At 62.6% G+C, this 25,669-nt stretch carries 22 protein-coding genes; 8 read left to right on the top strand and 14 right to left on the bottom strand.

Annotated elements, in window-relative coordinates; genetic code table 11:
* Positions 1–158: 158 nt before the first annotated feature.
* Positions 159–935 (top strand): aspartate/glutamate racemase family protein, encoded by a 777-nt coding sequence (locus DU490_RS11905; RefSeq protein WP_114574509.1) that lies wholly within the window; start codon positions 159–161, stop codon positions 933–935.
* Positions 936–1,022: 87 nt separating this feature from the next.
* The gene (locus DU490_RS11900) at positions 1,023–2,399 is read left to right on the top strand and encodes an NCS1 family transporter (protein WP_258801646.1); all 1,377 of its coding nucleotides are present in this window, start codon (positions 1,023–1,025) and stop codon (positions 2,397–2,399) included.
* 123 nt (positions 2,400–2,522) lie between these two features.
* Here DU490_RS11900 and DU490_RS11895 read toward each other — a convergent pair whose 3' ends face one another.
* Positions 2,523–3,296, bottom strand: a complete 774-nt coding sequence (locus DU490_RS11895; RefSeq protein WP_258801645.1) for a FadR/GntR family transcriptional regulator — start codon at positions 3,294–3,296, stop codon at positions 2,523–2,525.
* Positions 3,297–3,454: 158 nt separating this feature from the next.
* Between DU490_RS11895 and DU490_RS11890 the strand changes: the two genes are divergently transcribed.
* From DU490_RS11890 to DU490_RS11880, 3 genes are all read left to right on the top strand, one after another.
* Complete coding sequence (locus DU490_RS11890; RefSeq protein ID WP_114574507.1) at positions 3,455–4,339, top strand: fumarylacetoacetate hydrolase family protein; 885 nt, start codon at positions 3,455–3,457, stop codon at positions 4,337–4,339.
* A 73-nt stretch (positions 4,340–4,412) separates the two neighbouring features.
* The gene (locus DU490_RS11885; protein ID WP_114574506.1) at positions 4,413–5,507 is read left to right on the top strand and encodes a tripartite tricarboxylate transporter substrate binding protein; all 1,095 of its coding nucleotides are present in this window, start codon (positions 4,413–4,415) and stop codon (positions 5,505–5,507) included.
* Positions 5,508–5,603: 96 nt separating this feature from the next.
* Positions 5,604–7,577 (top strand): tripartite tricarboxylate transporter permease, encoded by a 1,974-nt coding sequence (locus DU490_RS11880; protein WP_114574505.1) that lies wholly within the window; start codon positions 5,604–5,606, stop codon positions 7,575–7,577.
* Positions 7,578–7,622: 45 nt separating this feature from the next.
* On the opposite strand, the gene DU490_RS11875 is transcribed toward DU490_RS11880, so the two are convergent.
* From DU490_RS11875 to uraH, 3 genes are all read right to left on the bottom strand, one after another.
* Positions 7,623–8,324, bottom strand: coding sequence for a GntR family transcriptional regulator (locus tag DU490_RS11875; RefSeq protein ID WP_114574530.1), 702 nt, complete (start codon positions 8,322–8,324; stop codon positions 7,623–7,625).
* A gap of 193 nt (positions 8,325–8,517) precedes the next feature.
* A complete protein-coding gene (locus DU490_RS11870) occupies positions 8,518–9,726 on the bottom strand; it encodes a urate hydroxylase PuuD (protein WP_114574504.1) in 1,209 nt (402 codons plus the stop codon).
* Positions 9,727–9,795: 69 nt separating this feature from the next.
* The gene (gene uraH / locus DU490_RS11865; RefSeq protein WP_114574503.1) at positions 9,796–10,149 is read right to left on the bottom strand and encodes a hydroxyisourate hydrolase; all 354 of its coding nucleotides are present in this window, start codon (positions 10,147–10,149) and stop codon (positions 9,796–9,798) included.
* A gap of 171 nt (positions 10,150–10,320) precedes the next feature.
* Between uraH and uraD the strand changes: the two genes are divergently transcribed.
* Together uraD and DU490_RS11855 are read left to right on the top strand one after the other, a co-directional pair.
* Entirely contained in the window at positions 10,321–10,848 is a 528-nt protein-coding gene (gene uraD, locus DU490_RS11860) for a 2-oxo-4-hydroxy-4-carboxy-5-ureidoimidazoline decarboxylase (RefSeq protein WP_114574502.1), read from the top strand.
* 118 nt (positions 10,849–10,966) lie between these two features.
* Positions 10,967–11,587 (top strand): phosphoribosyltransferase, encoded by a 621-nt coding sequence (locus tag DU490_RS11855; RefSeq protein WP_114574501.1) that lies wholly within the window; start codon positions 10,967–10,969, stop codon positions 11,585–11,587.
* Between the two features lie 128 nt (positions 11,588–11,715).
* On the opposite strand, the gene DU490_RS11850 is transcribed toward DU490_RS11855, so the two are convergent.
* Positions 11,716–12,144: a phasin family protein gene (locus DU490_RS11850; protein ID WP_114574500.1), complete on the bottom strand. Its 429-nt coding sequence runs from the start codon at positions 12,142–12,144 to the stop codon at positions 11,716–11,718.
* A 101-nt stretch (positions 12,145–12,245) separates the two neighbouring features.
* Positions 12,246–12,953 (bottom strand): glutathione S-transferase N-terminal domain-containing protein, encoded by a 708-nt coding sequence (locus tag DU490_RS11845; protein WP_114574499.1) that lies wholly within the window; start codon positions 12,951–12,953, stop codon positions 12,246–12,248.
* Between the two features lie 356 nt (positions 12,954–13,309).
* Here DU490_RS11845 and DU490_RS11840 point away from each other — a divergent pair, with 356 nt between their 5' ends.
* The gene (locus DU490_RS11840) at positions 13,310–15,010 is read left to right on the top strand and encodes an L-lactate permease (protein WP_114574498.1); all 1,701 of its coding nucleotides are present in this window, start codon (positions 13,310–13,312) and stop codon (positions 15,008–15,010) included.
* Positions 15,011–15,085: 75 nt separating this feature from the next.
* Here DU490_RS11840 and ltaE read toward each other — a convergent pair whose 3' ends face one another.
* From ltaE to DU490_RS11800, 8 genes are all read right to left on the bottom strand, one after another.
* On the bottom strand, positions 15,086–16,123 hold the full coding sequence (gene ltaE / locus DU490_RS11835) for a low-specificity L-threonine aldolase (protein ID WP_114574497.1): 1,038 nt from the start codon (positions 16,121–16,123) through the stop codon (positions 15,086–15,088).
* 97 nt (positions 16,124–16,220) lie between these two features.
* The gene (locus DU490_RS11830) at positions 16,221–19,217 is read right to left on the bottom strand and encodes an FAD-binding and (Fe-S)-binding domain-containing protein (protein ID WP_114574496.1); all 2,997 of its coding nucleotides are present in this window, start codon (positions 19,215–19,217) and stop codon (positions 16,221–16,223) included.
* 30 nt (positions 19,218–19,247) lie between these two features.
* Positions 19,248–20,453: an alanine--glyoxylate aminotransferase family protein gene (locus DU490_RS11825; RefSeq protein WP_114574495.1), complete on the bottom strand. Its 1,206-nt coding sequence runs from the start codon at positions 20,451–20,453 to the stop codon at positions 19,248–19,250.
* A 50-nt stretch (positions 20,454–20,503) separates the two neighbouring features.
* Positions 20,504–21,691: a CaiB/BaiF CoA-transferase family protein gene (locus DU490_RS11820; RefSeq protein ID WP_114574494.1), complete on the bottom strand. Its 1,188-nt coding sequence runs from the start codon at positions 21,689–21,691 to the stop codon at positions 20,504–20,506.
* A gap of 60 nt (positions 21,692–21,751) precedes the next feature.
* Positions 21,752–22,537: an enoyl-CoA hydratase/isomerase family protein gene (locus DU490_RS11815; protein ID WP_114574493.1), complete on the bottom strand. Its 786-nt coding sequence runs from the start codon at positions 22,535–22,537 to the stop codon at positions 21,752–21,754.
* A 136-nt stretch (positions 22,538–22,673) separates the two neighbouring features.
* Positions 22,674–23,957 (bottom strand): TRAP transporter large permease, encoded by a 1,284-nt coding sequence (locus tag DU490_RS11810; RefSeq protein WP_114574492.1) that lies wholly within the window; start codon positions 23,955–23,957, stop codon positions 22,674–22,676.
* Positions 23,954–24,541, bottom strand: a complete 588-nt coding sequence (locus DU490_RS11805) for a TRAP transporter small permease (RefSeq protein WP_114574491.1) — start codon at positions 24,539–24,541, stop codon at positions 23,954–23,956. The genes DU490_RS11810 and DU490_RS11805 overlap by 4 nt, the downstream gene beginning before the upstream one ends.
* A gap of 86 nt (positions 24,542–24,627) precedes the next feature.
* Positions 24,628–25,602, bottom strand: coding sequence for a TRAP transporter substrate-binding protein (locus tag DU490_RS11800; RefSeq protein ID WP_181870028.1), 975 nt, complete (start codon positions 25,600–25,602; stop codon positions 24,628–24,630).
* Between the last annotated feature and the right edge of the window lie 67 nt (positions 25,603–25,669).

Genomic DNA, 25,669 nt, shown 5'->3' with positions numbered 1-25,669 from the left:
TTATTAAAAAATGTTTATTATAAGGGTAAGATGCTGTTTTAATTAAAATATAAGCCAGTTTTGGATCGTGAAAAAATGGCTTGCACGGACGCTAATTGGCGCCTATTTTGTATACATATGCAATTGAACTTGTCCACAAAACCAACTATAGGCAGCCTATGCACCTGCATGTCATCAACCCCAACACTACCGCCAGCATGACGGCAACGATCGGCGAAGCGGCCCGCCGCATCGCCGCACCCGGTACCGAGATCGTCGCCACGCAGCCGGCCCATGGCCCGGTCTCCATCGAGAGCCATTTCGACGAGGCGATCAGCGCCGTGGGGGTGCTGGAGGAAGTGCTGTCCGGAGAGCGTGAGGGAGCGGACGCCTACGTCATTGCCTGCTTCGGCGACCCGGGACTGATGGCCGCCCGGGAGCTGACCCGTGCGCCGGTGATCGGAATCGCCGAGGCGGCCTTCCATATGGCCGCCCTGATCAGCACCCGTTTCTCCATCGTTACCACGCTGGGACGCACCGGCATCATTGCTGAGCATCTGCTGGAGCAGTATGGCTTTCGCCATCACTGCCGGCGGGTCCGTGCCGCCGAGATCCCGGTGCTGGACCTGGAGGAGAACGGCACAATGGCGCTGGAGCGCATCATCGACGAGTGCCGCCGCGCCCGGGATGAAGACAACATCGGCGCCATCGTGCTCGGCTGCGGCGGCATGGCCGACCTCACGGAGAAAATCAGCCAGGCTGTAGGGCTTCCGGTCGTAGAGGGGGTTACCGCCGCCGTCAAGCTGGCCGAGGCCGTGGTCGACCTGGGGCTTGGCACCAGCAAGCATGGCGACCTGGCCTTCCCAAGACCCAAGGCCTTTACCGGCCAGTTCGAGCACCTCTCCGACATGACCCCCACCGACCGGAAAAACCCCAAGCACAAGTCAGCACCATAGGCAGCCGTTAGTTGAACAACTGCCCGGCCAACGGCACGGGCGACCGACAACGATAAATTTGCTAAACATCCTTGCGAGGACACAACAATGAGCAATCCGACAGCAAAGGCGCAGCCCACCGCCCCGGATATCACTTTGGGCACGACACATGACGCCACCAAGGGCATAGGGGAGGAGAGCCTGGCCCCCCAGCAGACCCGCATCATGGGACGGCCCTCCTACTTCCTGGCCTGGTTCGGCGGCTGCGTGTCCATCGGCACCTTCGCCATGGGCTCCAGCGTGGTCGGCACGCTGAACCTGGTTCAGGCGACACTCGCCATTGCCATCGGCTGTTTCGTGATTGGCATCGCGCTCGCCATCAATGGCGCAGCCGGCTACAAGTACGGCATCCCTTTCATGGTTCAGGCGCGCAGCGCCTTCGGCTTTGCCGGCACACGCATACCTGGCCTGGTACGGGCCGTGCCTGCGGTGGTGTGGTACGGCTTCCAGAGCTGGATCGGCGCCGGGGCATTGAACATGGTCTCGGCCACCCTGTTTGGCTTCGACAACCTGATCTTCTACTTCATCACCTTCCAGCTGCTGCAGATCGGACTCTCGGTGATGGGTTTCCAGGGCATCAAGTGGCTGGAAAACATCGGCAGCGGCTTCATCCTCGTCTCGCTGACGTACATGTTCTATGCCACGGTACAGCGCTATGGCGATGAGCTTTCCGCCAACCTGCTGACCATGGAAGGTTCATGGGGCATGCCGTTCTGGGGCGCCACCATGCTGTTCCTGGGCATCTACAGCACCATGATGCTCAACGTCAGCGACTATTCACGGGAGCACAAGCACGGCACCGGCCCGGGGCTGCTGACCACCATCTACGCCATGTCGATCCTGCCCTGTACCCTTTTTATGGGCCTGATCGGCTTCATGGTCTCGGAAGCCACCGGCACCGCCGACCCGATCCAGGTCTTCGCCAATGCCGTGGACAACACGCCGCTGCTGATGACCACCCTGCTGTTCATCGCCTTCGCCCAGGTCACCACCAACGTGCTCAATAACGTGGTGCCACCGACCTACGTGCTGATGGACGTATTCAAGCTGAAGTTCCCCATCGCCACCGTCATCGTCGGCCTGCTGGCCTTCGCCACCTTCCCCTGGAAGCTGGTCCAGCCAGAGTCCGCCGCTGGCCTGCAGCTGTTCGTGCAGACCTACTCCGCCTTCCTCGGCCCGGTCTTCGCCATCCTGGTGGTCGACTATTACATCATCCGCCGCCGCACCCTTGACCTCGGCAAACTGTACGACGAGACCGGCCCCTACCAGGGCGTCAACTATGCCGCACTGATCGCCACTGTCGTCGGCATAGTGTCCGCTCTGACCTTCTCCGCCGTCTCCTGGTACGCCAGCCTGATTCCGGCCGGCATCACCTACTACCTGTTGATGCAGCACTGGGCCCCCTGCCAGCGTTTCCGTAGCTGACAGCTCCTGCCTGCCCGGCGAGTCAGGCAGGCAAAAGACCCAGACCTCAAACAACCTCGCCTCGGCCATTGCCGAGGCGTGGTTGTTTGGGCCAAGCAGGATGGCTCAAGGGAAACAGCGCAATCAGCTGCGTCCGAATAAGTTTCTCTTCACTTCAACAAGGTGCTCCTCGAGCAACACCCGTGCCATTTCTTGATCACGATCACGCAGGGCGGCGACGATGGCACGATGCTGCGTCTCGTAGCGCTCACGACGCTCGGGCGTCAGTGAAATCCGCTTGAGGCGGCCCCACTCCCCCTCCTCCCGAACGACATTGGTCAACTCCAGGATGCGCAGGAAGAAGCTGTTATGGGTAGCCTCGGCAAAGGCCTGGTGCAGGGCACCATCCCAATGCTCGAACGCCTCGATGCTGGTGGCCGCCTCGGATTGTGCCAGGCAATCATCCATGCGTTCGAAATCGGCGGCAGTGGCAAAGCGAACGATCAGGGAAACCATCTGCGGCTCGATCAGCAGCCGGGCTTCCATCAACTGGGCCGGGCTCACCTGCCCCGCCATGCTACCAGCACTCGGAGAAACGACGGATGCTTCAGCCGTGGGCGGCGTAAACAGCTCGGCGGCGCGCTCGCTGACGAAGGTGCCACTCCCCACCACTTGCGTGATCGCGCCTAGTGACTTGAAGTGGCCCAGCACACGCCTCACCGCACCGCGTGAGGCACTGAAACACTCGCTCAGCTCACGCTCCGTGGGCAGGCGATAACCGGGGGGAAAGCGGCCGCTGGCAATCTCGGCCTGCACATGGCGGGCCAGGGCTCTGGCGCCGTCCGAGCGGATACCGCTCTCGGCCAGGGCGTCCCGAAGATTCCTGTCATCGATGGTGCGCATCGGCCTGTCGCTCACTGGATATCCTTTCTCACGTCATGCATTTGCAAATCCAATTCTGCTGAATTTAGATCATTTGGTACATCAAGACAAAATTACTGGCTTGAATTAGTACCAATCGCCTTCTAATCTCGGTCATTACAGAACCAAAACGAACCAAGGGAGAGCCAATCATCATGAAATTTGCCACCCTGCGACCGTCGGCCGGCCAACCGCCCCTCGTCGCCTTGATCGACGCTGCGGGCCAGCGCTACTGGCCGCTTAGCGAGCTCGTTCCCGAGTTTCAGGGCGACATGCAGCAGTTGATCCACGACTGGGCGACGCTGAGAGATCAGATCGCACCCCAGGGTGAAGGCCGCCTTCTCGACGGCGCACGTCTCGAGCCTCCCCTTCATCCTCAACGCAACATGTTCTGCGTCGGGAAGAACTACTTCGAGCATGCCGCGGAGTTCAGTGGCTCCGGCTACGACAGCAGCACCTCTGCCGACGATGTGGTGCCCAAATTCCCGATCATCTTCACCAAGGCCTACAACACCCTGGTCGCCCACGGCGACGAGATCCCGCGTCATGCCGAGGTCACAGAGCAGCTCGACTACGAAGCGGAGTTCGCAGTCATCATCGGCAAAGGCGGCCGTGGCATCAAGAAGGCCGAGGCCTATGATCATGTCTGGGGCTACACCATTGCCAACGACGTGACCGCCCGCGACCTTCAGAAGAAACACAAGCAGTGGCATCTCGGCAAGTCGCTTGACGGTCTCTGCCCCATGGGACCGTGGGTCGTCACCGCCGACGAGATGGACCGAGATAATGCCACCATCAAGTGTTGGGTCAATGGCGAACTGCGCCAGGACGCCCGGCTGGATCAGCTTATCTTCGACGTGCCGACACTGATCGAGACTCTCTCGGCCGGTATCACGCTCTCGCCCGGCGACGTGATTCTGACCGGCACACCGGTCGGCGTCGGTATCGGCTTCTCCCCGCCCAGGTTCCTGCAGACCGGAGACATCGTGCGCATCGAGGTCGATGGCATGGGCGTACTGGAAAACCGGGTCGGCCGCTGAGCGACCGGCAACACGCGCAGGCACCAGGTTCAACAATGCGCATCGAGCGCCACAACAACACCAGGAGCACGCCATGTTCATTCCCGACACCAAGCTCAAGACACTTTCTGCCGCTATGCTGATGGCAGCTGGCGGCTTTGCTGCAGCCCCGGCCATGGCCGAGGATTTCTACGCCGGCAAGACCATCGAGATGGTCGTGCCGTTCGGCGAGGGTGGCGCCACCTACGTGGCAGCCAAGTTCCTCGAACCCTTCCTGGAGCAACACCTGCCGGGCAACCCGAAAGTCAACGTACGCACCCGGCCGGGCGGTGGCTCGATCCTCGGAGCCAACTGGTTCCAGCAGAATGCCGAGCCCGACGGCGAAACCATCCTCTTCACCACCTCCTCCACTTCCAATCCCTACGTACTGGGCATGGACGCGGTGGCATATGATTTGGCCGCGATGCGCCCGGCCTACAGCCTGCCCTTCGGTGCCGTGGTTTATGTCTCGCCGAATACCGGGATCGAGTCACCTGCCGACCTGCACTCGTCAGACATGCCACTGATCTACGGCGGGATTGCCGCCGCCGCCAGCGATTTACCCGTGCTGCTTTCCTTTGAATTGCTGGAGCTAGACCTGCGCGCAGTGCTCGGCTTCGACGGCCGTGGCCCAGCTCGCCTGGCCTTCGAGCGCGGTGAAACCAACATCGATTTCCAGTTCACTCCGGCCTACATGTCGCAGGTGGTGTCCATGGTCGAGGCCGGCACTGCAGTGCCGATCATGACCGGTGGCGCGGTGGGCGATGATGGCGTGTTGAGCGCCCGCGACCAAGCCTTCCCCGACTATCCCTCAGTTTACGAAGTCTATGAGGAGCTCCATGGCGAGCCTCCTTCCGGGGTGGAGTGGGACGCCTTCCAGGCGATCGGTGCCACGACCTTCAACTTCGGTCTGACCGCCTACCTGCCGGAAGGCACACCGGACGAGGTGCTCGACATCTTCGAGGAAGCCATCGCCGCCATCAACGCCGATCCCGAATATCAGGACAAGAGCCAAGAGGCCATTGGTGGCTACGACCTGCTTCCGGCATCGGTGGTCACCGGTTCGCTTCGCGAATCCTTGCAGCCCTCAGATGAGGTGCGCGACTACCTGCGTACCCTCCTCGCCGAGAAGTACGACGTCCAGCTGTAAGTCAGCACCGATGCGGCCAACCCTTTCCATTGGGTTGGCCGCATTCGATGCTCGACATTTCCCTGATCCTGCATAGTCCTGCAAAGGAATCGCAACGTGCTCGAGAATATCGTTTCGGCCCTGGATCTCCTGTTCCAGCCCGCGCGGCTCCTGGCGCTGTTCATCGGCATGCTGGCCGGGATGGTGTTCGGCATGCTACCGGGCCTGGGTGGCGTCGCCGCCGTATCGATCCTGCTGCCGTTCATCTACCTGATGGATGGCTACTCCGGCCTGGCGATGCTGCTCGGGGCCATCTCGGTGATCTACACTGCGGATACCATTACCTCGGTGCTGATCGGCGCCCCGGGCTCGCCGGCCTCGGCGCCAACTGCCATCGAGGGGCACGCGCTGGCCAAGCAGGGCAAGGCATCGCTGGCGCTCGGCGTCGGCTTTCTGGCGTCGATGGTTGGCGGCCTTTTCGGGGCCCTGATCCTCTCCGTCGCCATTCCCATTGCCGGGCCACTGGTACTGGCGCTGGGCACACCGGAACTGTTCATGTTCGCCCTGGTAGGGCTCTGTTTCGCCGCCAGCATGGTTGGCAAGGACTTGGCCGTGGGGCTAGCCGCCGCCTGCCTCGGCATCCTGCTGGGGGTGATCGGTGCCGCGCCGGCTGCCGCAAACTATCGTTTCATCTTCGGCCAGTCCTACCTGATGGATGGACTCTCGCTACCTATCGTGGCACTGGGGCTCTTTGCCGTCGCCGAACTGATCAGCATGGTCGCCTCGGGCGGCGGCATCGCCGGCCAGCCGATGACCCTTGGCAAGTGGGGCGAGAGTTTCCGTGTGTTCTGGCGCAACCGCTGGCTGATCTGCCGCTCATCGATCATCGGCATTTTCGGAGGATTCGTCCCCGCGGTGGGCGCCAGCGCCTCTACCTGGATCGCCTACGGCCACGCCATGAGCTCCACCAAGGACAAGCGCAACTTCGGCAAGGGCGAGATCCGCGGCATCGCCAGCGCCGAAGGGGCCAACAACGCCACGATCATTTCCGACCTGGTGCCCACCATGCTGTTCAGCGTACCGGGCGGACCCGCCGCTGCCATCTTCCTCGGCGCGTTGTTCTCGTTCGGCTTCTATCCCGGCCCACGCATGGTCAGCGAGTCGCCTGACCTGATGTACATGATCGTATGGAGCGTGGCGCTGGCCTCGGTCATGGGGGCCGCCATCTGCTTCGCCGTGACGCCCTATATCGCCCGACTGACCCGAGTGAACTTCGCGCTGATTGCCGCCCCACTGTTGCTGATCATGGTGGCCGGTGCCTACCAGGGGACTCAGACTTTCGGCGACATTCTTGCCCTGCTGGCACTCGGCATTCTCGGTTGGCTGATGAAGAATGCGGGCATTCCCCGTGCGCCGGTGCTGGTCGGCTTCGTCCTGGCAACGCCCATGGAGCAATACTTCTGGCTGACTACGCAGATCCACGGCTTCACCTGGCTGACACGCCCCGGAGTGCTGATCATCGCTTCGCTGATCGTCATACCCTTGGTGCTGAATGCGGGGCGCTGGCTGCGCCAACGACGTAAGCTTGCCAACGATGCAACACAGCGCCAGGCTGAAGCGTCGCCGGCCAGCGCCGAGCCCCCGAGCCATGACAGCAGCATCATCCTGATCGCGGCGCTGGTGATGGTGGTGGCCTTTGGCTATGCGCTGGTGGAGATGCTGGGCTTTCGTCCCAATGCACGGTTGATGCCGAGCCTCGGAATCGTGCCGGGCCTGCTGCTCAGCCTCTACGTGCTGGGCCGCCAGCTGATCAGGATCCGGCGCCAGGGACACATGGCCAATCTTGCCAGCCGCCAGGAACTACCCGTATTGGGGGGCATTCTCAGCTATGGCCTGGTCATGTGGCTGATTGGCTTCAATCTCGCCACGCCGCTATTGCTGGCCTGGCTACTGGTCGGTTGTGCAAGGATGCGCTGGGGGACCGCCCTACTCTACGGACTTGCGGTCTATGGCGTCGCCCAGGGCATGTTCGCCATGATGCGACTCACACCACCCGCAGGCGCGCTGCTGGACCTGCCGATGCCGTGGTAGACGCCGCCCTGCGGACACAGTATTCATGGGCGGTACCAGGGATGCTCAGGCCCCAAAGATACTGTGCAGGTCAGGCACCTCTTCAGCTTCCTCGACAATCGACAGCGATGCCTCGATCGCCTTGAGGTGACGACTCATGAAGGCCTGGGCGCGTTCGCCGTTGCGAGCTTCCAGGTAGCTGATGAGATCGTCATGATCGTGGGATTCGCAGCCCAGATGGCCGGGATTGCCATACACGGCCAGGATCAGCGACGAGCGTGAACAGAGCTGACCGACGAATGCCGACAGCGTCGCGTTCCCGGAGAGCTGGGCCAGGCGCTCATGGAAGGCGGCAGAAAGCTTGATCGCACGACTCTGCTCGCCGGCTCTCAACGCCTCGCGCTCACGCTTCGCCATGTCACGCAGCTCGCGGACATCCTCGGGCGTGATGCGCCGGGCGACGTCCGGCATCAGGCCGCACTCGATCATCTGCCGGGCATCGAAGACGTCCTTGGCTTCATCCGCCGTGGGGCGCGTGACGCTGGCACCGCGGCGGGGCGTCAGCGTGACCAGCTGCTCCAGGGCCAGGCGCTGTAGAATCTTGCGGATACCGGTACGGCTGATGCCGAACACTTCGGCGAGGGCATCCTCGCGCAGCCGGGCGCCGGGCTTGAGCCGATGCTCGATGATCGCATCGCTGATCGAGCGATGGATCGACTCGTGGCGTTCGGCGCCATCGCCGTTCTTGCCCAAACGTCGAGGAGGCATCTTGCCTGCCGCTTCGCCATCGGCAAGGCTTTGCCGCTGATCCATGGTATCCCTCCTTGTATGCCCTTCTATGGTAGCCATTGTATACGCAACACGGCTCGACTATGAACCTGGGAAATGAACCTGGCTGAACGTACACAGCCCGCCATGCGGCGGGCCGTGCGTCGATTACCGGACGTGTACAACTACCGGCTCATTCCGACCAGGCAGCGATCACCTCGCGCTCCTCGTCAGTCATGCTGGTCATGTTGCCCAGCGGCATGTACTTGCTGGCCACCACCTGCTGGATCTGGCTCTTCTGGCGCAGGATCTGGTCCTCGCTGTCGTAGGCGATACCGGCCGGCGGCGCGGCAAAGCCGGGCTGCGTCGGCTCGCGGGAGTGGCAGGCGACACAGTGCTGGTCGACCAGGGCATGAACCTCCTCGAACTCGGGGCCTGCTGCTTCCGTGTCCCTGTCCGTAGCGGCGGGCTGCCCAGCAGGCATGCCCAGCCAGAACGCCACCAGGACCAGCCCAACACCCGCGACAGGGTAAGCCGGCTGGATCTTGCCCGCGTGCATCAGTACGAAGAACTGACGGATCAGCGCGCCGGCGAAGATGAACAGCGACATCAGCACCCAGGCGTGTTCATGGCTGTAGGCGAAGGAGTAGTGGTTGCTGATCATAAGCAGCACCACCGGCAGCGTGAAATAGGTGTTGTGCACCGAACGCTGCTTGCCACGCTTGCCATCGAGCGGGTTGGGTGTCTCTCCCGCCTTCATGGCATTGACCATGCGGCGCTGGCCGGGAATGATCCAGAAGAACACGTTGGCCGACATGGCGGTTGCCATCACCGCACCGGTCAGCAGGAAGGCCGCCCGACCGGAGAACATCTGCACGCTGAGATAGGCCACCACCACCATCATCACCGCCACCGCGATGCTAAGCACGCCATCACGGGTCATGTTGGGACTGATGCGCTTGCACAGTTCGTTGTAGACGACCCAGCCACCCAGCAGGAACAGCAGTGCCAGAATGTTGGCTTGCCAGCCGCTCATATTGGCGGCCCACTCCCAACTGGCATTGGGGTTCACCAGGTAGAAGCCCGGGTTGAACATATAGAGGGTGACGAAGAGCGCAAACCCGGAAAGCCAGGTGGTGTAGGATTTCCAGAACGACCAGTGCAGGTCGTCGGGCAGCTTGGCCGGTGCCGTAGCATATTTCTGATTATGGTAGAAGCCGCCGCCGTGAACGGCCCACATCTCGCCGAAGACACCTTTCTCACGATCCTCGGCGGCCTTGGGCTTCTTCAGCCCATTGTCCAGCATTACGAAGTAGATCGACTCGCCGATCCAGGCGATGGCCGCAATGACGTGCAGCCAGCGCAGCATGAAATTGACGAAGTCGAGTAGGTAAGCTTGCATTGCAGGGTTCTCGAGCAGTGTTGTTGTTCAGCGCCTGGTGCCGAGCGCTGCCATTGACTCAGCGCTTCCCTAGCTGCCTCGGTAGGTGGAATAGCCGTAGGGAGAGAGCAGCAGCGGCACATGATAGTGCTGTGACGCATCGGCCACGCCAAAGCGTAGCGGTATCACGTCCAGGAACCGAGGCTCGTCAGCTACCACCCCTTGCCGCCGCAGATAGGCGCCGGCGTGGAAGACCAATTCGTACTCGCCGGCCACGAAGTCGTCGCCCTCCAGAATGGGTGCATCGCAGCGACCGTCATCATTGGTCGTGACACTCTTGAGGCGTGTACGCTGCTCACCTTCCAGCCGGTAGACCGCTATCTCGATCCCCTCACCGGGCTGGCCTTTCGCTGTATCCAGAACGTGCGTTGTCAGTCGTCCCATCGGTTTCTCCCATGCTTGGCTGGCGATGTCACCACTGTCGGTGCATCATGGTAACTGTAAGCCTGAAGACAGTTTTAGCTCTTTTGATGGTACATTTCAAAATTTCTTTGTATACACTTACTCGAAAAGCTGGATGTAGCCTGTTCCCCGAACACCATTGCGGAGGCCCCGATGAGTGACAAGACCCTTGAACCGCGCCCCAGTACCCTCGACCGCCAGGCATTCGTCTCGCAATACGGCGATATCTATGAGCACTCCCCCTGGGTCGCCGACCTGACCTGGCAACAGGGCCTCGGCGGCGAACAGGACACCCCGGCCGGACTCGCCGAGGCCATGAGACGAACGCTGAAAGAAGCGTCGGTGGAAAAGCAGCTGGAGGTGATTCGTGCCCACCCCGACCTGGCCGGCAAGGCCGCCGTCGCCGGAGAACTGACCGATGACTCCACCCGTGAGCAGGCGGGTGCCGGGCTCGATCAGTGCACCCCGGAAGAGATGGAGCGATTTCAACGACTGAATGATGCCTACAAGGCCCGCTTCGATTTTCCCTTCGTGATGGCCGTCAAGGGCAGCGATCGCCACGCCATTCTCGACGCCTTCGTGGCGCGACTTGAAAACACACCAGAGCAGGAGCGTCGTACCGCCATCGAGCAGATCAATCGTATCGCCCGCTTCCGCCTGGAGGCTCGCACCGAAGCATGATGTCATGCGGCACCGGCGAAGTGCCGGATGCCCTCCTGCGGCATTTTTCCTGGGTAGTAGTGGACAGCTCTCGCATCCAACTACACTTTGGGGAATAGTGATTTTGGAGACTCTGTGCATGTTTCGTGACCGTCTCGATGCCGCCAAGCAACTGGCTCAGCGGCTCGAGCACCTCAAGGGGCATAACCCGCTGATCCTGGCCATTCCCCGTGGCGGCGTGCCCATGGGACGCTATCTGGCCGATGCTCTGGAGGGCGAACTGGACGTGGTGCTGGTGCGCAAGATACGCGCACCGGGCAGCCCCGAATTCGCCATTGGCGCGGTGAGTGAGGATGGCAGCATGAAGCTCGATGACGCTGCATCGCAGTTCTCATCCGCTGCCGTGGAGCGTGAAGTCGAGCATCAGCGCAAGCTGTTGAAGGAGCGGCGGACTCGCTACAGCCCGATTCGCCCACCAATCCCGCCTGAAGGTCGGGTAGTGGTCGTGGTCGACGATGGCAGCGCCACGGGCGCCACCATGGAGGCCGCCCTGAAGATGTTGAGCGGCCGAGCCGAGCGGTTGATTGCCGCCATGGGGGTCGGATCCCGCAGTGCCGTGGCCCGCCTGAAAGCTGCGGCGGATGAAGTGGCCTGCCTGGAGGTACCACGGGGCTTCATGGGAGTCGGACAATTCTACGCCGACTTCAGCCAGGTGGAAGAGGAAGAGGTCGTCGAACTGCTTGGCCGTTCATCCAACTGAATCTGTCCGCGAGTGGTGGCATCTACGCAAAAGACCGCCATCCACAAGGATGGCGGTTTCGTCTCAGGCCTGAAGCCCTGATCCTGCTCGTTGCAGCAGAGCTTGCCTGGTGTTGTTGCGCGTCGAGCTTACTTGCTGGCCTGGGCCTTCTTGGTGGCATCTTCTACCAGCTTCTGGCCAGTCTTGACGTTTTCTTCCGCCAGTTTCTGGCCGCTCTTGACGTTCTCTTCCGCCAGCTTATGGCCTTTCTTCAGGAACTCCTGGCTCAGGGTGACCACTTTCTGGGTATCGCCCTGCAGGCGCTCGCCCAGGTCCTGGACGGCCTTTTGCTGATCGCTCACGACCTGCTTGAGGCCCTCGGCATCCTTGACGTCGACCCAAGCACGGGCCTGCGCCAGGCTCAGCTCGGAATAGGTGCGAAAGGCGTCCAGCTGGGCCGCCATCAGCTTTTCGTAATATTCCAGCGTCAGCGAGCCATAGGCGCGCGCCGGAGCGACAAACAAGCTCTCGAATTGCTGAGTAGCTTTTTCGGTGGCTTGCTCGGTTGATTTGCTCATGAAACACCTCCAGTACGGTTCGGTTGGCCAAGGCTGGTTCCCATCCGAAACCGCCTTGTTGCAATGCAGCATAACAAGCATTCTTGTGCACTGCAACATGCTCAGCGATAAGCGCCCTCGATATCGGTCACGCGCATTGCGCTACGACCAAGACCTTCGTGCAGGTCGAGCATGCGCTCGAGCCAGCCATATACCGGATCGGCGTTGGAAACCAGGTCGGCACTGGAAACCACCCGCGCCCACATGAAACTGCCGAAGACGAGATAGTCGGCCGCCGCCGGGGCAGACCCATCGATAAAGTCAGCTTCCTTTAACTGGCCGCGCAGCGGTTCCAGCGCGGCATCCAACTGCACAAGTCCCTTGGCGGGCGAATGAAACTCCTCGAGAGCACGCCCGAAGCGCTTCTCGCGAGTCTCGCGGAAGTAGTCACGATCCTTGGGGTGAATGGCATTGAGCAGGTCCATTATGATGGTACGCAGCATCGCCGGAGCCAGTGAGCGCTCGGCATAGTGCTTGAAGAAACGGGCACGCGCCTCCGCCAGGTCATTGCCGAGCAGTGGCTGTTCGGGGTAGGTGCGGTCCAGGTAGCGCAGTATCTCGTAGCTGTCGGCAATGGTCTGATCACCGTCGACCAGCACCGGCACCTTATCGGAACCGGAGAAAGCCAGCGACTCCTTGTCGGTGAAGTGCCAGGGACGGGTTTCCACCGTCAGCCCCTTGTGCGCCAGGGCGTAACGAACCCGCCAGCAATAGGGGGAGAAACGCAGCCCCTCGTCGATACCGCAGAGTTCATAGAGCACCATTGCCATGCCGTCTCCTCGCTTTAGCCGGGGGTGATAATCGATAGTGCCAGCCTTTCCCTGATGATGCCAATTCATCGGCGAGCCCACGGAAGAGGTCGACCTACTGTCCATTAGTCTAAACCCCTGATGGTAAACAGTGCCAAGTTCATCACCATGAAAATAGATAGTCTGTTGTTTTTTATCGATTAGTGAATAATAAAAGCAGATATGAAATTAGAAGATAATTGGTAATACCAATTAACCAGGATTGGAAATTCAAGATATCTAGTCGTATCGTCCATGCCCGTGGTGATAGTTCTGGGTCCCGTGCCTGAGCCATCGCCCCGATTCCCGAACACGAGACAGCGAGGTAACGTCAGCTCATGACGGACACGACACTTGCCCTACTCGCCTTTATGCCACTGGTCCTGGCCGGCGTCCTGCTGATTGGCCTGCGCATGCCCGCCAAGACCGCCATGCCGGCGGTCTATGTGGTCACCGCCCTGATAGGCCTGCTGGCCTGGGAGATGAGCTTCAACCGAGTCCTGGCTTCGACCCTGCAGGGCCTGATCCTCACCGTGTCGATCCTCTGGATCATCTTCGGTGCCATCCTGCTGCTCAACACACTGAAGCACTCGGGGGGCATCACCGCCATCCGCAACGGCTTCTCGGGCATCAGCCCCGACCGCCGCGTTCAGGCCATTATCGTCGCCTGGCTGTTCGGCTGCTTCATCGAAGGTGCTTCCGGCTTCGGCACCCCCGCCGCCGTGGCCGCCCCGCTGATGGTAGCGCTCGGCTTCCCGGCGCTGGCCGCCGTGGTGGTGGGCATGATGATTCAGTCCACGCCGGTCTCCTTCGGCGCCGTGGGTACGCCCATCGTGGTGGGTGTCACCGGTGGCATCAACCGCGAAGGAATTACGGAAGCGCTGGAAGCCGGCGGCTATACCTGGCTGGAGTACTTCCGCCTGATCGCCGCCGAGGTGGCCGTCATACACGGCATCGTCGGCGTCCTGATGCCACTGATCATGGTGGTGATCATGGTGCGCTTCTTCGGGGCCAACAAGTCCTGGAAGGAAGGCCTCTCCATCACCCCCTTCGCGCTCTTCGCGGGCGTGGCCTTCGTGGTGCCCTACATGCTCGCCGGCGTGCTGCTCGGCCCGGAATTCCCCTCGATGATCGGTGCCATGGTGGGCCTGGCCGTTGTCGTGCCCGCCGCGCGCAAGGGCTTCCTGATTCCCAAGGACGTCTGGGATTTCCCCGAGCGCAAATCCTGGCCGGACGAGTGGATCGGCAAACTGGAAATCAAGCTCGACGACATCGCCGGCAAGGCCCCAATCTCCACCCTGATGGGCTGGGTGCCCTACGTGCTGCTGGCCGTGATCCTGGTCGCCTCCCGCACCATCGACCCATTCCGCGAGGCACTTCAGTCACTGAGCTTCGGCTGGAGCAATATCCTCGGTGAGTCCGGTGTATCCGGCGCCATCCAGCCGCTCTACCTGCCTGGTGGCATACTGCTGATGGTGGTGCTGCTCACCGCCCTGCTCCACCGCATGCGCCTGGGTGAGCTCAAGGCGGCCTTCGGCGAGTCCTCACGGACCATCCTCGGCGCCGGTTTCGTGCTGATCTTTACCATCCCCATGGTGCGCATCCTGATCAACTCCGGGGTCAATGCCGCTGACCTGGTTTCGATGCCGGTGGCCATGGCCCAGTTCGTAGCCGACGGGGTGGGCGGCGTCTACCCGTTCTTCGCTCCCGCGGTGGGCGGCCTTGGCGCCTTCATTGCCGGCTCCAACACGGTATCGAACCTGATGTTGGCCGAGTTCCAGTTCAACGTGGCGCAGCAACTGGGTGTTTCCACCGCGATGATGGTGGCGCTGCAAGCCGTCGGTGCCGCCGCGGGCAACATGATTGCCATCCATAACGTGGTGGCGGCGTCTGCCACCGTGGGGCTTCTGGGACGCGAAGGCGAAACCATTCGCAAGACGATTCTGCCCACGCTCTACTACCTGGTTTTCACCGGCGTCATCGCCATGATCGCCTTCTACGTGATCGGCGTTACCGACCCGCTGATGCGCGCAGGCTGAGCCTTTACGGGAACGCAGCAAACAGCCCCCATGACCTTGGACTGAACCTAGGCCATGGGGGCTTCTCGTTGACGCTCAACCACCAAGCCTGTCGTCGACCCGAACGGCATGCTCGGTAAAATACGCCTTGATGCTTGCCACAAAGTGACCAACGTCTTGCACTGAAATGTCCAGGTGCGTCAACATCCGCGTGACCGGTGACGCGGCGATCAAGACGCCCCGGTCGGCGAGAAACTCCCCAAGCGCCTTGCAGTGAGCCTCGGGCAACGCGACGAACAGCACGTTGGTCTCACAGCCTCGCACCTCGATCTCGTCGATCTCGCCCAACCCTTCGGCCAGCAGCGCAGCATGGCGATGATCCTCCGCCAGACGCTCGACATGATGCTCCAGCGCATGGTGGCAGCCCGCCGCCAGGATACCGACCTGACGCATGCCACCGCCCAGGGTCTTGCGCCAGCGACGCGCCCGGCCAATGAATGCCTCGTCGCCCAGCAGCAGGGACCCGACCGGCGCGCCTAGCCCTTTTGAAAAGCAGAGCGACACCGAATCGAAACCCTGGCACAGCTCGGCGAGAGAGCGCCCGGAGGCCACCACGGCGTTGAATAATCGTGCCCCGTCCAGGTGGGTGGCCAGCCCATGCTCATGGGCCAGCGCCGTGGCACGTCGGGTATAGGCTTCCGGCAGCACTTTGCCCCGAAAGGTGTTCTCCAGCGCCAACAGCCGGGTGCTGGCATGGTGAATGTCGGCTCCCTTGATGGCCGCCTGCACTCTCTCCAGCGGCAGGCTGCCGTCCGGGTCATGCTCGATGGGCTGGGGCTGGATGCTGCCCAGCACCGCCGCACCGCCGCCCTCATCGCGATAGATGTGCGAAAACTGGCCGGCGATATATTCGTCGCCTCGCTGACAGTGGACCATGAGTGCCGCCAGGTTGCTTTGGGTCCCCGATGGAAAGAACAGCGCGGCCGCCATGTCAGCCCTCTCGGCCACCACCGCCTCGAAGGCGGCGACACTGGGGTCATCGCCCCATACATCGTCACCAACCGGCGCCCTGGCCATCGCCTCGCGCATGGCCGTGGTGGGTCGGGTCACGGTGTCACTGCGTAGATCGATCATTGTCGTTCATCCTCGTCACGACGAAAGGGGCGACCCCTGTCGCCCCTTTCCATGGTCATGATACTTGGCCATGGTCATGATGCCGGTCGGCTTCGTCTCAGGCCAGCGCCTGCTCCAGCAGTCGGGCCACGTGGATCGCCTCGCGCCCCACCCCGTCCTTGATCTGGTGACGACAACTGGTGCCGTCGGCCACCAAGACGACATCGTCAGCGGCCTCACGGATCGCCGGCAACAGCGACAGCTCGGCCATTTTCATCGAGGCGTCATAGTGCTCGACCTCGTAACCGAAACTGCCGGCCATGCCGCAGCAGGAGGAGTCGATGGTCTCGACCTCGAGCTCGGGAATCCATGACAGCACCTGCTCTATGGGGCGCACGGCATCGAAGGCTTTCTGATGACAGTGGCCGTGAAGCATCGCTCTCCGATACGCCAGCGGCTTGAGTTCCAGCGGCAGTTCTCCGGCCTCACGCGCCTTGACCAGGAACTCCTCGAACAACATCGACGCCTCCGCCAGCGCGCGGGCCTCCTCGCCGAAACCATACTGCAGGAACTCGTCACGCATGCTGAGCAAACACGACGGCTCCAGGCCGACAATGGCCATGCCACTGTTCACATAGGGCATCAGCGCCTCCAGCGTCCGCTGCGCCTCGGCTTTCGCCTTGTCGAACTGGCCGGACGAGAGGTAGGTGCGCCCACAGCACAGCGGTCGCTCACCCTGCTTCACGTTGAGGTGTACCTCGAAGCCGGCGGCTTCCAGCACGCGCTTGGCGGCCCTGGCGTTGCCTCCCTCCATATAGTTGTTGAAGGTATCGACGAAAAGCAGTACTTCGCGGGTCGCCGTCTCCTGCGCGGTGTGCGCTTCGGCCAGGAAGTTGCCAGCGAAGACCGGCAGCGCGCGCTCGGGGGCCAGCCCCAGCCCGCGCTTGATCCCACGGGCGATAAAGGGTGCTCGCTCGATGCCGTTGACCAGGGCGGAAAATCGGCTCGCCCAGGGCGCGTAGCGCGGCATCTCGCCGACCATGCGGTCGCGCAGGGAGAGTCCCTTGGCCCGCACCCGGGCACTACGCGCCTCGATCTTGAACTTGGCCATGTCGACCCCGGTCGGGCAGTCCCGCCGACAGCCCTTGCAGGAGACGCAGAGATCCAGCGCTTCCTTGACCTCATCGCTGGCCAGGCCCTCTTCACCCAGTTGGCCGGAGAGCACCAGCCGCAGGGTATTGGCGCGGCCCCGGGTCAGGTGTTGCTCGTCACGGGTGATGCGGTAGCTCGGGCACATGGTGCCAGCATCGAACTTGCGGCAATGGCCATTGTTGTTGCACATCTCGACCGCCATGGCCAGACCATGGGTGGGGTCGCCGGCGCTGCCTGGGTTGCTCTGCTCGCCGGTCAACGGATCGCGCCTGACGTTCCATGCCGACCAGTCGAAGGCCGGGGTCACCGGAATGGTCCGGTAATCCCTGGGGAAGCGAAAGTAGCGGTCGTCGTCCATCTTTGGGGTTTCGACGATCTTGCCTGGGTTGAAACGATTGTCCGGGTCGAAGAGCCGCTTTACCTCGCGGAAGGCGTCGTTGATCGTGGGTCCGAACTGCCAGGCCACCCACTCGCCGCGGCACAGCCCATCGCCGTGTTCGCCGGAGTAGGCTCCCTTGTACTCCCGCACCAGTGCCGACGCCTGCTCGGCGATCTCGCGCATCTTGCCGGCGCCGTCGCGACGCATGTCGAGGATCGGGCGCACGTGCAGGGTGCCGACGCTGGCGTGGGCGTACCAGGTGCCCTCCGTACCATGGCGGTGAAAGACCTCGGTGAGCTTGTCGGTGTATTCGGCGAGGTGCTCCAGCGGCACCGCGCAGTCCTCGATGAAGGAGACCGGCTTGCCGTCGCCCTTCATGCTCATCATGATATTTAGCCCCGCCTTGCGCACGTTCCACAGCGCCTTCTGCTCGGCGGGCTCGGGCATATCGACCACGCTGCCGGCCAGCCCCAGGTCGCCCATAAGCTGGCTGAGCGAGCGCAACGATGCCAGCTGCGCCTCGCGATCCTCACCGGCGAACTCTACCAGCAGCACGGCCTCAGGCCTGCCGATCAGTGCCTTCTCGATCACCGGGCGAAACGCCGGATTCTCCAGCGACAGCTCGATCATGGTGCGGTCGACCAGTTCCACCGCGGTGGGATCAAGCTTGACGATATGCTGGGTGAAATCCATGGCCTGGTAGAAGGTGGGGAAGTTCACCACGCCCAGCACCTTGTGCTCGGGAAGTGGCGAGAGCCGCAGCGTGATGCGCCGGCTCACCGCCAGGGTACCTTCCGAGCCGACCAGCAGGTGGGCCAGATTGATCCGGCCACCCGGGTCGTAAGGCTTGGGGTTCTGGCAGTCGAACAGGTCCAGGTTGTAGCCGCCGACACGGCGCAGCACCTTGGGAAAGTGATCGCGAATCTCCGGGCCGACCCGCTCTGCGATGGCCTGCACCTTGTCGGCGATCAGGCGCGCCCTGCTGCCCGCTGCCAGGTCGTCGACGAAACCGAAGCTCGCCTCGCTACCATCGGCCAGCAGGGCATCCACGCCGAGCACGTTGTGGACCATGTTGCCGTAGCGGATCGAGCGCGAGCCGCAGGAGTTGTTGCCGGTCATGCCACCCACAGTGCACTGGGCGCTGGTGGAGACATCCACCGGAAACCAGAGCCCATGAGGCTTGAGCCAGGCGTTGAGGTGGTCGAGCACGATCCCGGGCTCCACCACCACCGTGCGCGCCTCGGCGTCGAACTCGACCACCTGATCGAGCCAGCGGGTGGTGTCGATCACCAGCGCCTCGCCCACCGTCTGGCCACACTGGCTGGTGCCGGCACCCCGGGGCAGCACCGGAGCGCCAGCGTCTCGGGCGATGTCCAGGGCCAGGGCCAGGTCTTCCTGATGCCGTGGTATCACCACCCCCAGCGGCATCACCTGGTAGATCGAGGCGTCTGTCGAGTAGCGACCACGCGATGCATGGTCGAACAGTACCTCGCCTTCCATCTCCCGGGAAAGGCGGGCCGCCAGCTCGGTCACTGGCTTGATCCGCGCATCCGGGGAAGGGGTCTTTCCCGTCATAGACGTCATTCTGCCTTCCTCAGCCATGTCAGGATGGGCTCACCTGGCGTCGAGCGGATGCCGGGCAAAGTAGTCCAACGCCGCCACCACGCCACTATCCTTGAGCGGCACGCCGCTGAGTTTCATGCCGGCTTCACAGCCGCCCAGGGTGGCGATCAGCGTCAGGTCGTTGCAGTCGCCCAGATGGCCAATGCGGAACATCCGGCCCTTGACCTTGCCCAGGCCCATGCCGAGCGACAGGTCGAAGCGCTCGTAGATCAACTGGCGCACGGCATCGGCATCGACACCATCCGGCATCATCACGCCGGTCAGTACCGGGGAGTAGAGCGCGGCGTCCTGGCACTGGATCTCCAGGCCCCATGCCGCCACCGCCGCACGCACCCCGGCCGCCCAGCGCTGGTGGCGCGCAAGCACATGGTCGAGCCCCTCCTCGAGCAGCATGTCCAGCGACTCGTTGAGGCCATAGAGCAGGTTGGTACTCGGCGTATAGGGCCAGTAGCCGTTCTGGTTGGCCTCGATGATCTCGTCCCAGGCCCAGAAGCTCTTGGGCAGCTGCGCCTCGCGACTGGCAGCGATGGCCTTGTCGGATACGGCATTGAAGCTGATGCCCGGCGGCAGCATGAGGCCCTTCTGGGAACCGGAGATCGTCACGTCCACGCCCCACTCATCGTGGCGGTAGTCGGCGCTGGCCAGCCCCGAGATGGTATCGACCAGCAGCAGTGCCGGGTGACCCGCGGCATCGATGGCACGACGCACCGCCGCGATGTCACTGGTCACCCCGGTCGATGTCTCGTTGTGCACCACGCAGACCGCCTTGATCTCATGGCCACCGTCTTCCCTCAGGCGCGCCTCGATCATGTCCGCCTGCACCCCCTGCCGCCAGCCTTCCGCTCCCGGCAAGCCGAGGAACTCGGGTTCCAGGCCCAGGCGTAGCGCCATCTTCTGCCACAGGGTGGCGAAGTGGCCGGTCTCGAACATCAGCACGCGGTCGCCCGGTGACAGGACATTGACCAGTGCCGCCTCCCAGGCGCCGGTCCCCGAAGCCGGATAGATGACAACCGGATTCACGGTCTTGAAGACCTGCTTGATCTTGTCGAGCAGCTCACGACCCAGCGCGCCGAACTCGGGGCCACGATGGTCGATGGTCGGCAAGCTCATGGCACGCAGGATGCGATCCGGTACCGGCGAGGGACCGGGAATCTGCAAGAAATGGCGGCCCGAAGGATGGTAGTCAAGATTCAGCATGGGGGTCTCTCCGTACTATTTATCTGGTCAGGGTGGCGGACAGCGCCGGGCTACTTGATGCAGCCCGCCTCACGCAGCGTGGCGAGCTCGTCAGGGGCCAGGCCCAGATCACCGAGAACCTCGTCGGTATGCTGACCAAACAGCGGGGCCGGCGCACGAACCTGCGAGGGCGTGACCGAGAACTTGCTGGGAAAGCCGATGGTCTTCATCCGGCCCATTACCGGGTGCTCCATTTCCTGCACCATCTCCCGGGCCAGGTAGTGCTCGTCGGCCATGGCCTGGGCGAAGTCGTTGATCGGTCCGGCGGGCACCCCGGCGCTGTCGCAACGCTCGAGCCAGTCACCCACGCCGCGCTTGGCCATGATCGACTCCAGCAGCGCCTCGAGTTCCTCGACGTGCTGGCCGCGATCGAAGTTAGTGAGAAAACGCGGGTCCTCCATCAGGTCGGGGCGCTCCAGCACGTCGCCGCAGAAGCGCTCCCAGGTGCGCTGGTTGGCGCAGCCCAGCATCAGGTAGCCGTCTTGGGCCTTGACCGCCTGGTAGGGCGCCGAGACCCGATGTCGCCAGCCGGTGGGCTCCGGCACTTTCCCCTCTGAGAAGTAGGCAGCAGCCTCCCAGGTGAACCAGGGCAGGCCACACTCGGTGATGGCGATGTCGATATGCTGGCCCTCGCCGGTGGCCATCCGGTGGATATAGGCGGCCAGGATCGAGTAAACGGCGGTGATACCGCCGCCGATGTCGTAGACGGCGATGCCGGTCTTGAGCGGTCGTCGGCCCGGCTCACCGGTCATCGACATCAGGCCGGACATGCCCTGGGCCACCAGGTCGAAGCCGCCGCGGTGACTGTAGGGGCCGGTCTGGCCGTAACCGGAGATCGAGCAGTAGATGATGCCGGGATTGATGACCTTGATGGTGTCGTAGTCGATCGAGAGTGACGTCGTCACCCCCGGCCGATAGTTCTCGACGATGACGTCCGCTTCCCGGGCAAGTCGATAGAAAATCTCCCGCGCCCGCTCCTCCTTGAGGTTGAGCGAGATGCTCTTCTTGTTGCGGTTGATCTGCGCGAAGCAGGTCGACTCGTCGTTGACATAAGGACCCATCTGACGACTGTCGTCGCCGCCGTTGATCTTCTCGACCTTGATTACCTCTGCGCCCATGTCGCCCAGAACCATGGTGCAGTAGGGACCCGCCATGATCTGCGAGACGTCCAGTATCTTGAGCTTTTCCAGGGGAAGCATCGGCTTCACCTCGCTTGTCGTTGTCGTGTCATGCCAGCATCGGCCGGCCCGTTGACCGGCTCAGCGGCCGGTCCACTCGAAGGGTGTCTTATGCAGGAACTTGCTCACCGCCGCCTTGAAGTCGTCGCTCATGTAGCAGGCGGTAACCCAGTCATCGCTGGCATCCCTCTCGAGGCGGCGATGAGCCAGCACCCTGCCAACCAGCGCCTTGCTGGCCTTGAGAGTGAGTGGCGCTCGCCGTCCCAGCTGCTCTGCCACCTCGGCTACCTCTTCATGAATGTGCTCGGGCGCGACAACCGCGTTGAGCAGCCCGGCCGCATAGATCTGCTCTGCATCGAAGAGGGTGCCCAGCATCAGCGCCTCCTTGGTGCGAGCCACCCCCAGCATGTCGATCAATCGCGAGACATTGGTGATGGAGAGCGTGTTGCCCAAGGTGCGAGCGATCGGCACGCCGAACGTGAGACTCGGCGTGGCATAGCGGAAGTCGCAGACCAGGGCGAGCGCCGCGCCTCCGCCCACGCAGGCGCCCTCCAGCAAGGCGATGGTGGGCTTGTCGAGAGCCTCGAGCTTGCCGACCACCGCATCGATGCGCTGCTCGTAGCCGATGGCGTCCTCGGGGTCGCTGAAGTGCTCGAACTGGCCAATGTCGGTCCCCGCCACGAAGGCCTCGCCGCCCACCCCATGCAGTACCACTGCATGGATGGCGTCATTCTCATTGATGCGGTCGCAGTGCTCGGAGAGCGCGTCGTACATCTCCCAGGTCATGGCGTTGCGGCTTTCAGGACGGTTGAAGCCGAGCCATGCCACACCGTTTCGAACCTCATACAGCAAGGTATTCCCATTCATCGTGCCTCTCCCACATGCCGGCCTGGCACCTTAATATGAATAATGAATTCAGATTATTCCAGCTGCCGCCTCCCCCTTATCCACAGCTAGCCCGGCCGAACAGCGCCTGGAAGCGCGCTGCAAGCCGGGCCTCTCCCTAGCGGTAGAAGAACTCCACCAGGGCCATCGGAATGGCAGGGATGTAGGTCACCAGCAGCAAAATGAAGAGCAGCACGCTGATGAAGCCGAGGTTCGACCGGGTCACCGACCAGACATCCGTCTTGGCGATCGAGCAGGCTGTGATCAGCACGCTCGCCACCGGCGGTGTCTGCTGCCCTATGGCAAGGTTGAGACAGACCACCAGGCCGAAGTGAACCGGATCGATCCCCGCCGCGCCGACCAGCGGCATGACGATGGGCACCACCAGGATGATCGCCGCCGCAGAATGCAGAAAAAGCCCGATCAGCAGAAAGAAGACGTTCAGCATCATCAGGATGAGATACTTGTTGTCCGTCAGGCCCAACACCGCCTGGGCCAGTTGCTGGGGCATGCGCATCTCGGTCAGGAACACGCCGATCAGGGCCGAGGCCGCCACCAGCAGCATCACCACGGCGGTCTGCTGGCCCCCATCGATGATAGCCTTATAGAGAGTGCGCAGATCCAGCTCACGGTAGATCACGGCACTGATGAAGACCGCCGCCGCCACTGCCAGCCCCGCACCTTCGGTGGCGGTCACGAAGCCGCCGAAGATGGAGCCGAGGATGATGATCGGCAGGGTCAGGGCCCAGCTCGCTTCCTTGGCGGTCTGCCTGACGCGCTTGAACTGGAAGACCTCCTCCACCGGCCAGTCGTACTTGCGGGCATAGTAGTAGCTCAAGGCCATCAAGCCACCGGCCCCCAGCAGCCCTGGCACGATACCGGCCACGAACAGCTGGACGATGGAGGCGCCGGACATGACGCCGTAGAGGATCATCGGGATGGAGGGGGGAATGATAATCGCCAGGGACGCCGACGAGGAGGTCACGGCCGCGGCGAAGGGCGCCGGGTAGCCGCGCTTCTTCATGGCCGGGATCAACACGGAGCCGGTGGCGGCCACGTCGGCCACCGCCGAGCCGGAAATCTCGGCGAAGAACAGCGAGACGCCGATGTTGATCATCGCCAGTCCCCCCCGGATAAAACCGAACAGCGCCGAGGCAAAGGCGATCAGGCGCTTGGAGATGCCCCCCGTGTTCATGATGGCCCCGGCCAGCACGAACATCGGGATCGCCAGCAGCGGGAAGCTGCTCGCCCCCTCGAACATCGTCAGCCCGATGTTGGGCAGCATATCCAGGCCCTGGTAGACCACGATGGCCACCGTCGCGACGATCGCCAGGGCCACCGCGATGGGCAGCCCCATCAGGATCAGCCCCAGCAGGCCGATTATCATGAAGGGCAGTGTCATGGCTGATCCCTCTTGGTCAGGGCATCCGCAGTGAAGCCAGCCCGCGCGTTGTCACGTTCGGCCTCGGCGATGGCGTGGCGGATCTCTTCTTCTTCCTGAGTGAGGCCCGAGCGCATCCTGGTCAGATGACCCGGCATGCTGAGCAGTTGGGCGATGATGAACAGCGCCGCCCCGATGGGAATGACTGACTGGGTGAAGGTGAGCGGCACCCAGCGCAGGGTGATCAATGCCATGCCCTGCATGACATCGAGGACCACCAGGCCGGCCCAGCCAAGCACCAGGAAGAAGCCGATGAACAGCGCCTCGGTGAGATAGGCAATCGGCATGCGGATTTGCACTGGCATGGCGGCCAGTACGCCATCGACGCCAATGTGGCCACGCTTGAGCGCCGCCAGCGCCCCGGCATAGTAGGTCAGCCACACCAGCATGATGGCGGCCACTTCGTCATACCAGGAGGGGGTGCGCCAGGCGTAGCGGGTCACCACCGCATAGAGCACCACCAGCGTCAGCGAAACCATCAGCACCACGGTGATGATCTCGAGAAGACGCTCCAGGATGCGGGAAATGTTATTCACGGTACCCATGGGTCTCGACTCGTTCAGAAAAGTGGACAGGATCCCCCACGCCGAGGGGCATGGGGGCGGGTGCCCTGCGAGTGACGCAAGGCAGATCAGGAGTCGTTGCCGAGCTCCAGCACCCTGTCGATCAGTTCCTGAGAGCCGGACACTTCACTGGCGAAGGCCTCGTAGATGGATCCTGAGGCCTCGATGAAGACCGAGGTATCGACCTCGTTGACCTCGGTATTCGCCTGACGGATCACGTCGATCAGGTCTTCATCGAGCTGGGCGGCATGCTCGTATACGAATGTCTGGGTCTCCTTGGCCGCCTCGATGATGATCTCCTGGATTTCATCGGGCAGGTTGTTGAAGCGGCGTCCGGCGGTGAGATAGGCCGGCGTATAGACGTGACCCGTCAGTGACAGGTAGTCCTGCACCTCCTGGAAGCGCTGGCCGGCAATCTGCGCCAGGGGGTTCTCCTGGCCGTCCATGACGCCGGTCTGCAGGGCCATGAAGACCTCGGAGAGCGACATCGGCGAGGGCTCGGCGCCATACTCCTCGAACATCCTCACGCGCCACACGCCCTGGGGCACCCGAAGCTTGATGCCGCGCAGGTCCTCGGGCGTGTGGATGGCACGCCGGTTGTTGGTGATATGCCGGAAGCCGTTCTCCCAGACAGCCAGGATACGATAGCCGTTCTCCTCGGCCAGCGGCGCCAGCTCAGGCCAGACGATCTCCTCCTCGACCCGCTTCATGTGCTCGCGATCCTGAATGAGATAGGGCAGTTCGAAGAGACCGAACTCGTCCGCTACCGAGGACATGATGGTGGAAGGCAGTGCCAGGTCGACGGTACCCAGCCGCATGCGCTGCAGCAGCTCTGAGTCGGTACCCAGCTGGCTGGAGCCGAAAACCACCACCTCGTAGGGCTCGGGGAGACGCTCGTTGACAAGTTCAGCGAAGTAATTGGCCGAGTCGGAGAACAGGGAGTCGGGGCCTCCGACATGGCCGAAGGTAATCTCGCGAGCCTGGAGGGGGGCCGAGACTAGGGCAACGGCGGCGGCTACCGCCGTGAGACGTAGCAGATGCATGGCGCTTTTCCTCTTTTTGTAGTGTTGGCTCTTTTGTTGCGGGCTGGTCAGACGCAGGCAAAATGAA

It is taken from the genome of Halomonas sp. DQ26W, assembly GCF_003339685.1.
GTDB lineage: Bacteria > Pseudomonadota > Gammaproteobacteria > Pseudomonadales > Halomonadaceae > Halomonas.
Note: the sequence above shows the minus strand (reverse complement) of the source record. Positions and strands in the feature narration are given on the sequence as shown.

What these genes read in the sequence shown, in the direction of transcription:
- DU490_RS11825 (WP_114574495.1), bottom strand. Translation starts at nt 20,453, where the DNA reads ATGCTGAATCTTGACTACCATCCTTCGGGCCGCCATTTCTTGCAGATT.
- DU490_RS11805 (WP_114574491.1), bottom strand. Translation starts at nt 24,541, where the DNA reads ATGGGTACCGTGAATAACATTTCCCGCATCCTGGAGCGTCTTCTCGAG.
- DU490_RS11840 (WP_114574498.1), top strand. Translation starts at nt 13,310, where the DNA reads ATGACGGACACGACACTTGCCCTACTCGCCTTTATGCCACTGGTCCTG.
- DU490_RS11820 (WP_114574494.1), bottom strand. Translation starts at nt 21,691, where the DNA reads ATGCTTCCCCTGGAAAAGCTCAAGATACTGGACGTCTCGCAGATCATG.
- DU490_RS11800 (WP_181870028.1), bottom strand. Translation starts at nt 25,602, where the DNA reads ATGCATCTGCTACGTCTCACGGCGGTAGCCGCCGCCGTTGCCCTAGTC.
- DU490_RS11850 (WP_114574500.1), bottom strand. Translation starts at nt 12,144, where the DNA reads ATGAGCAAATCAACCGAGCAAGCCACCGAAAAAGCTACTCAGCAATTC.
- DU490_RS11875 (WP_114574530.1), bottom strand. Translation starts at nt 8,324, where the DNA reads ATGCCTCCTCGACGTTTGGGCAAGAACGGCGATGGCGCCGAACGCCAC.
- ltaE (WP_114574497.1), bottom strand. Translation starts at nt 16,123, where the DNA reads ATGATCGATCTACGCAGTGACACCGTGACCCGACCCACCACGGCCATG.
- DU490_RS11890 (WP_114574507.1), top strand. Translation starts at nt 3,455, where the DNA reads ATGAAATTTGCCACCCTGCGACCGTCGGCCGGCCAACCGCCCCTCGTC.
- DU490_RS11830 (WP_114574496.1), bottom strand. Translation starts at nt 19,217, where the DNA reads ATGACGTCTATGACGGGAAAGACCCCTTCCCCGGATGCGCGGATCAAG.
- DU490_RS11855 (WP_114574501.1), top strand. Translation starts at nt 10,967, where the DNA reads ATGTTTCGTGACCGTCTCGATGCCGCCAAGCAACTGGCTCAGCGGCTC.
- DU490_RS11885 (WP_114574506.1), top strand. Translation starts at nt 4,413, where the DNA reads ATGTTCATTCCCGACACCAAGCTCAAGACACTTTCTGCCGCTATGCTG.
- DU490_RS11845 (WP_114574499.1), bottom strand. Translation starts at nt 12,953, where the DNA reads ATGGCAATGGTGCTCTATGAACTCTGCGGTATCGACGAGGGGCTGCGT.
- uraD (WP_114574502.1), top strand. Translation starts at nt 10,321, where the DNA reads ATGAGTGACAAGACCCTTGAACCGCGCCCCAGTACCCTCGACCGCCAG.
- uraH (WP_114574503.1), bottom strand. Translation starts at nt 10,149, where the DNA reads ATGGGACGACTGACAACGCACGTTCTGGATACAGCGAAAGGCCAGCCC.
- DU490_RS11815 (WP_114574493.1), bottom strand. Translation starts at nt 22,537, where the DNA reads ATGAATGGGAATACCTTGCTGTATGAGGTTCGAAACGGTGTGGCATGG.
- DU490_RS11870 (WP_114574504.1), bottom strand. Translation starts at nt 9,726, where the DNA reads ATGCAAGCTTACCTACTCGACTTCGTCAATTTCATGCTGCGCTGGCTG.
- DU490_RS11905 (WP_114574509.1), top strand. Translation starts at nt 159, where the DNA reads ATGCACCTGCATGTCATCAACCCCAACACTACCGCCAGCATGACGGCA.
- DU490_RS11900 (WP_258801646.1), top strand. Translation starts at nt 1,023, where the DNA reads ATGAGCAATCCGACAGCAAAGGCGCAGCCCACCGCCCCGGATATCACT.
- DU490_RS11810 (WP_114574492.1), bottom strand. Translation starts at nt 23,957, where the DNA reads ATGACACTGCCCTTCATGATAATCGGCCTGCTGGGGCTGATCCTGATG.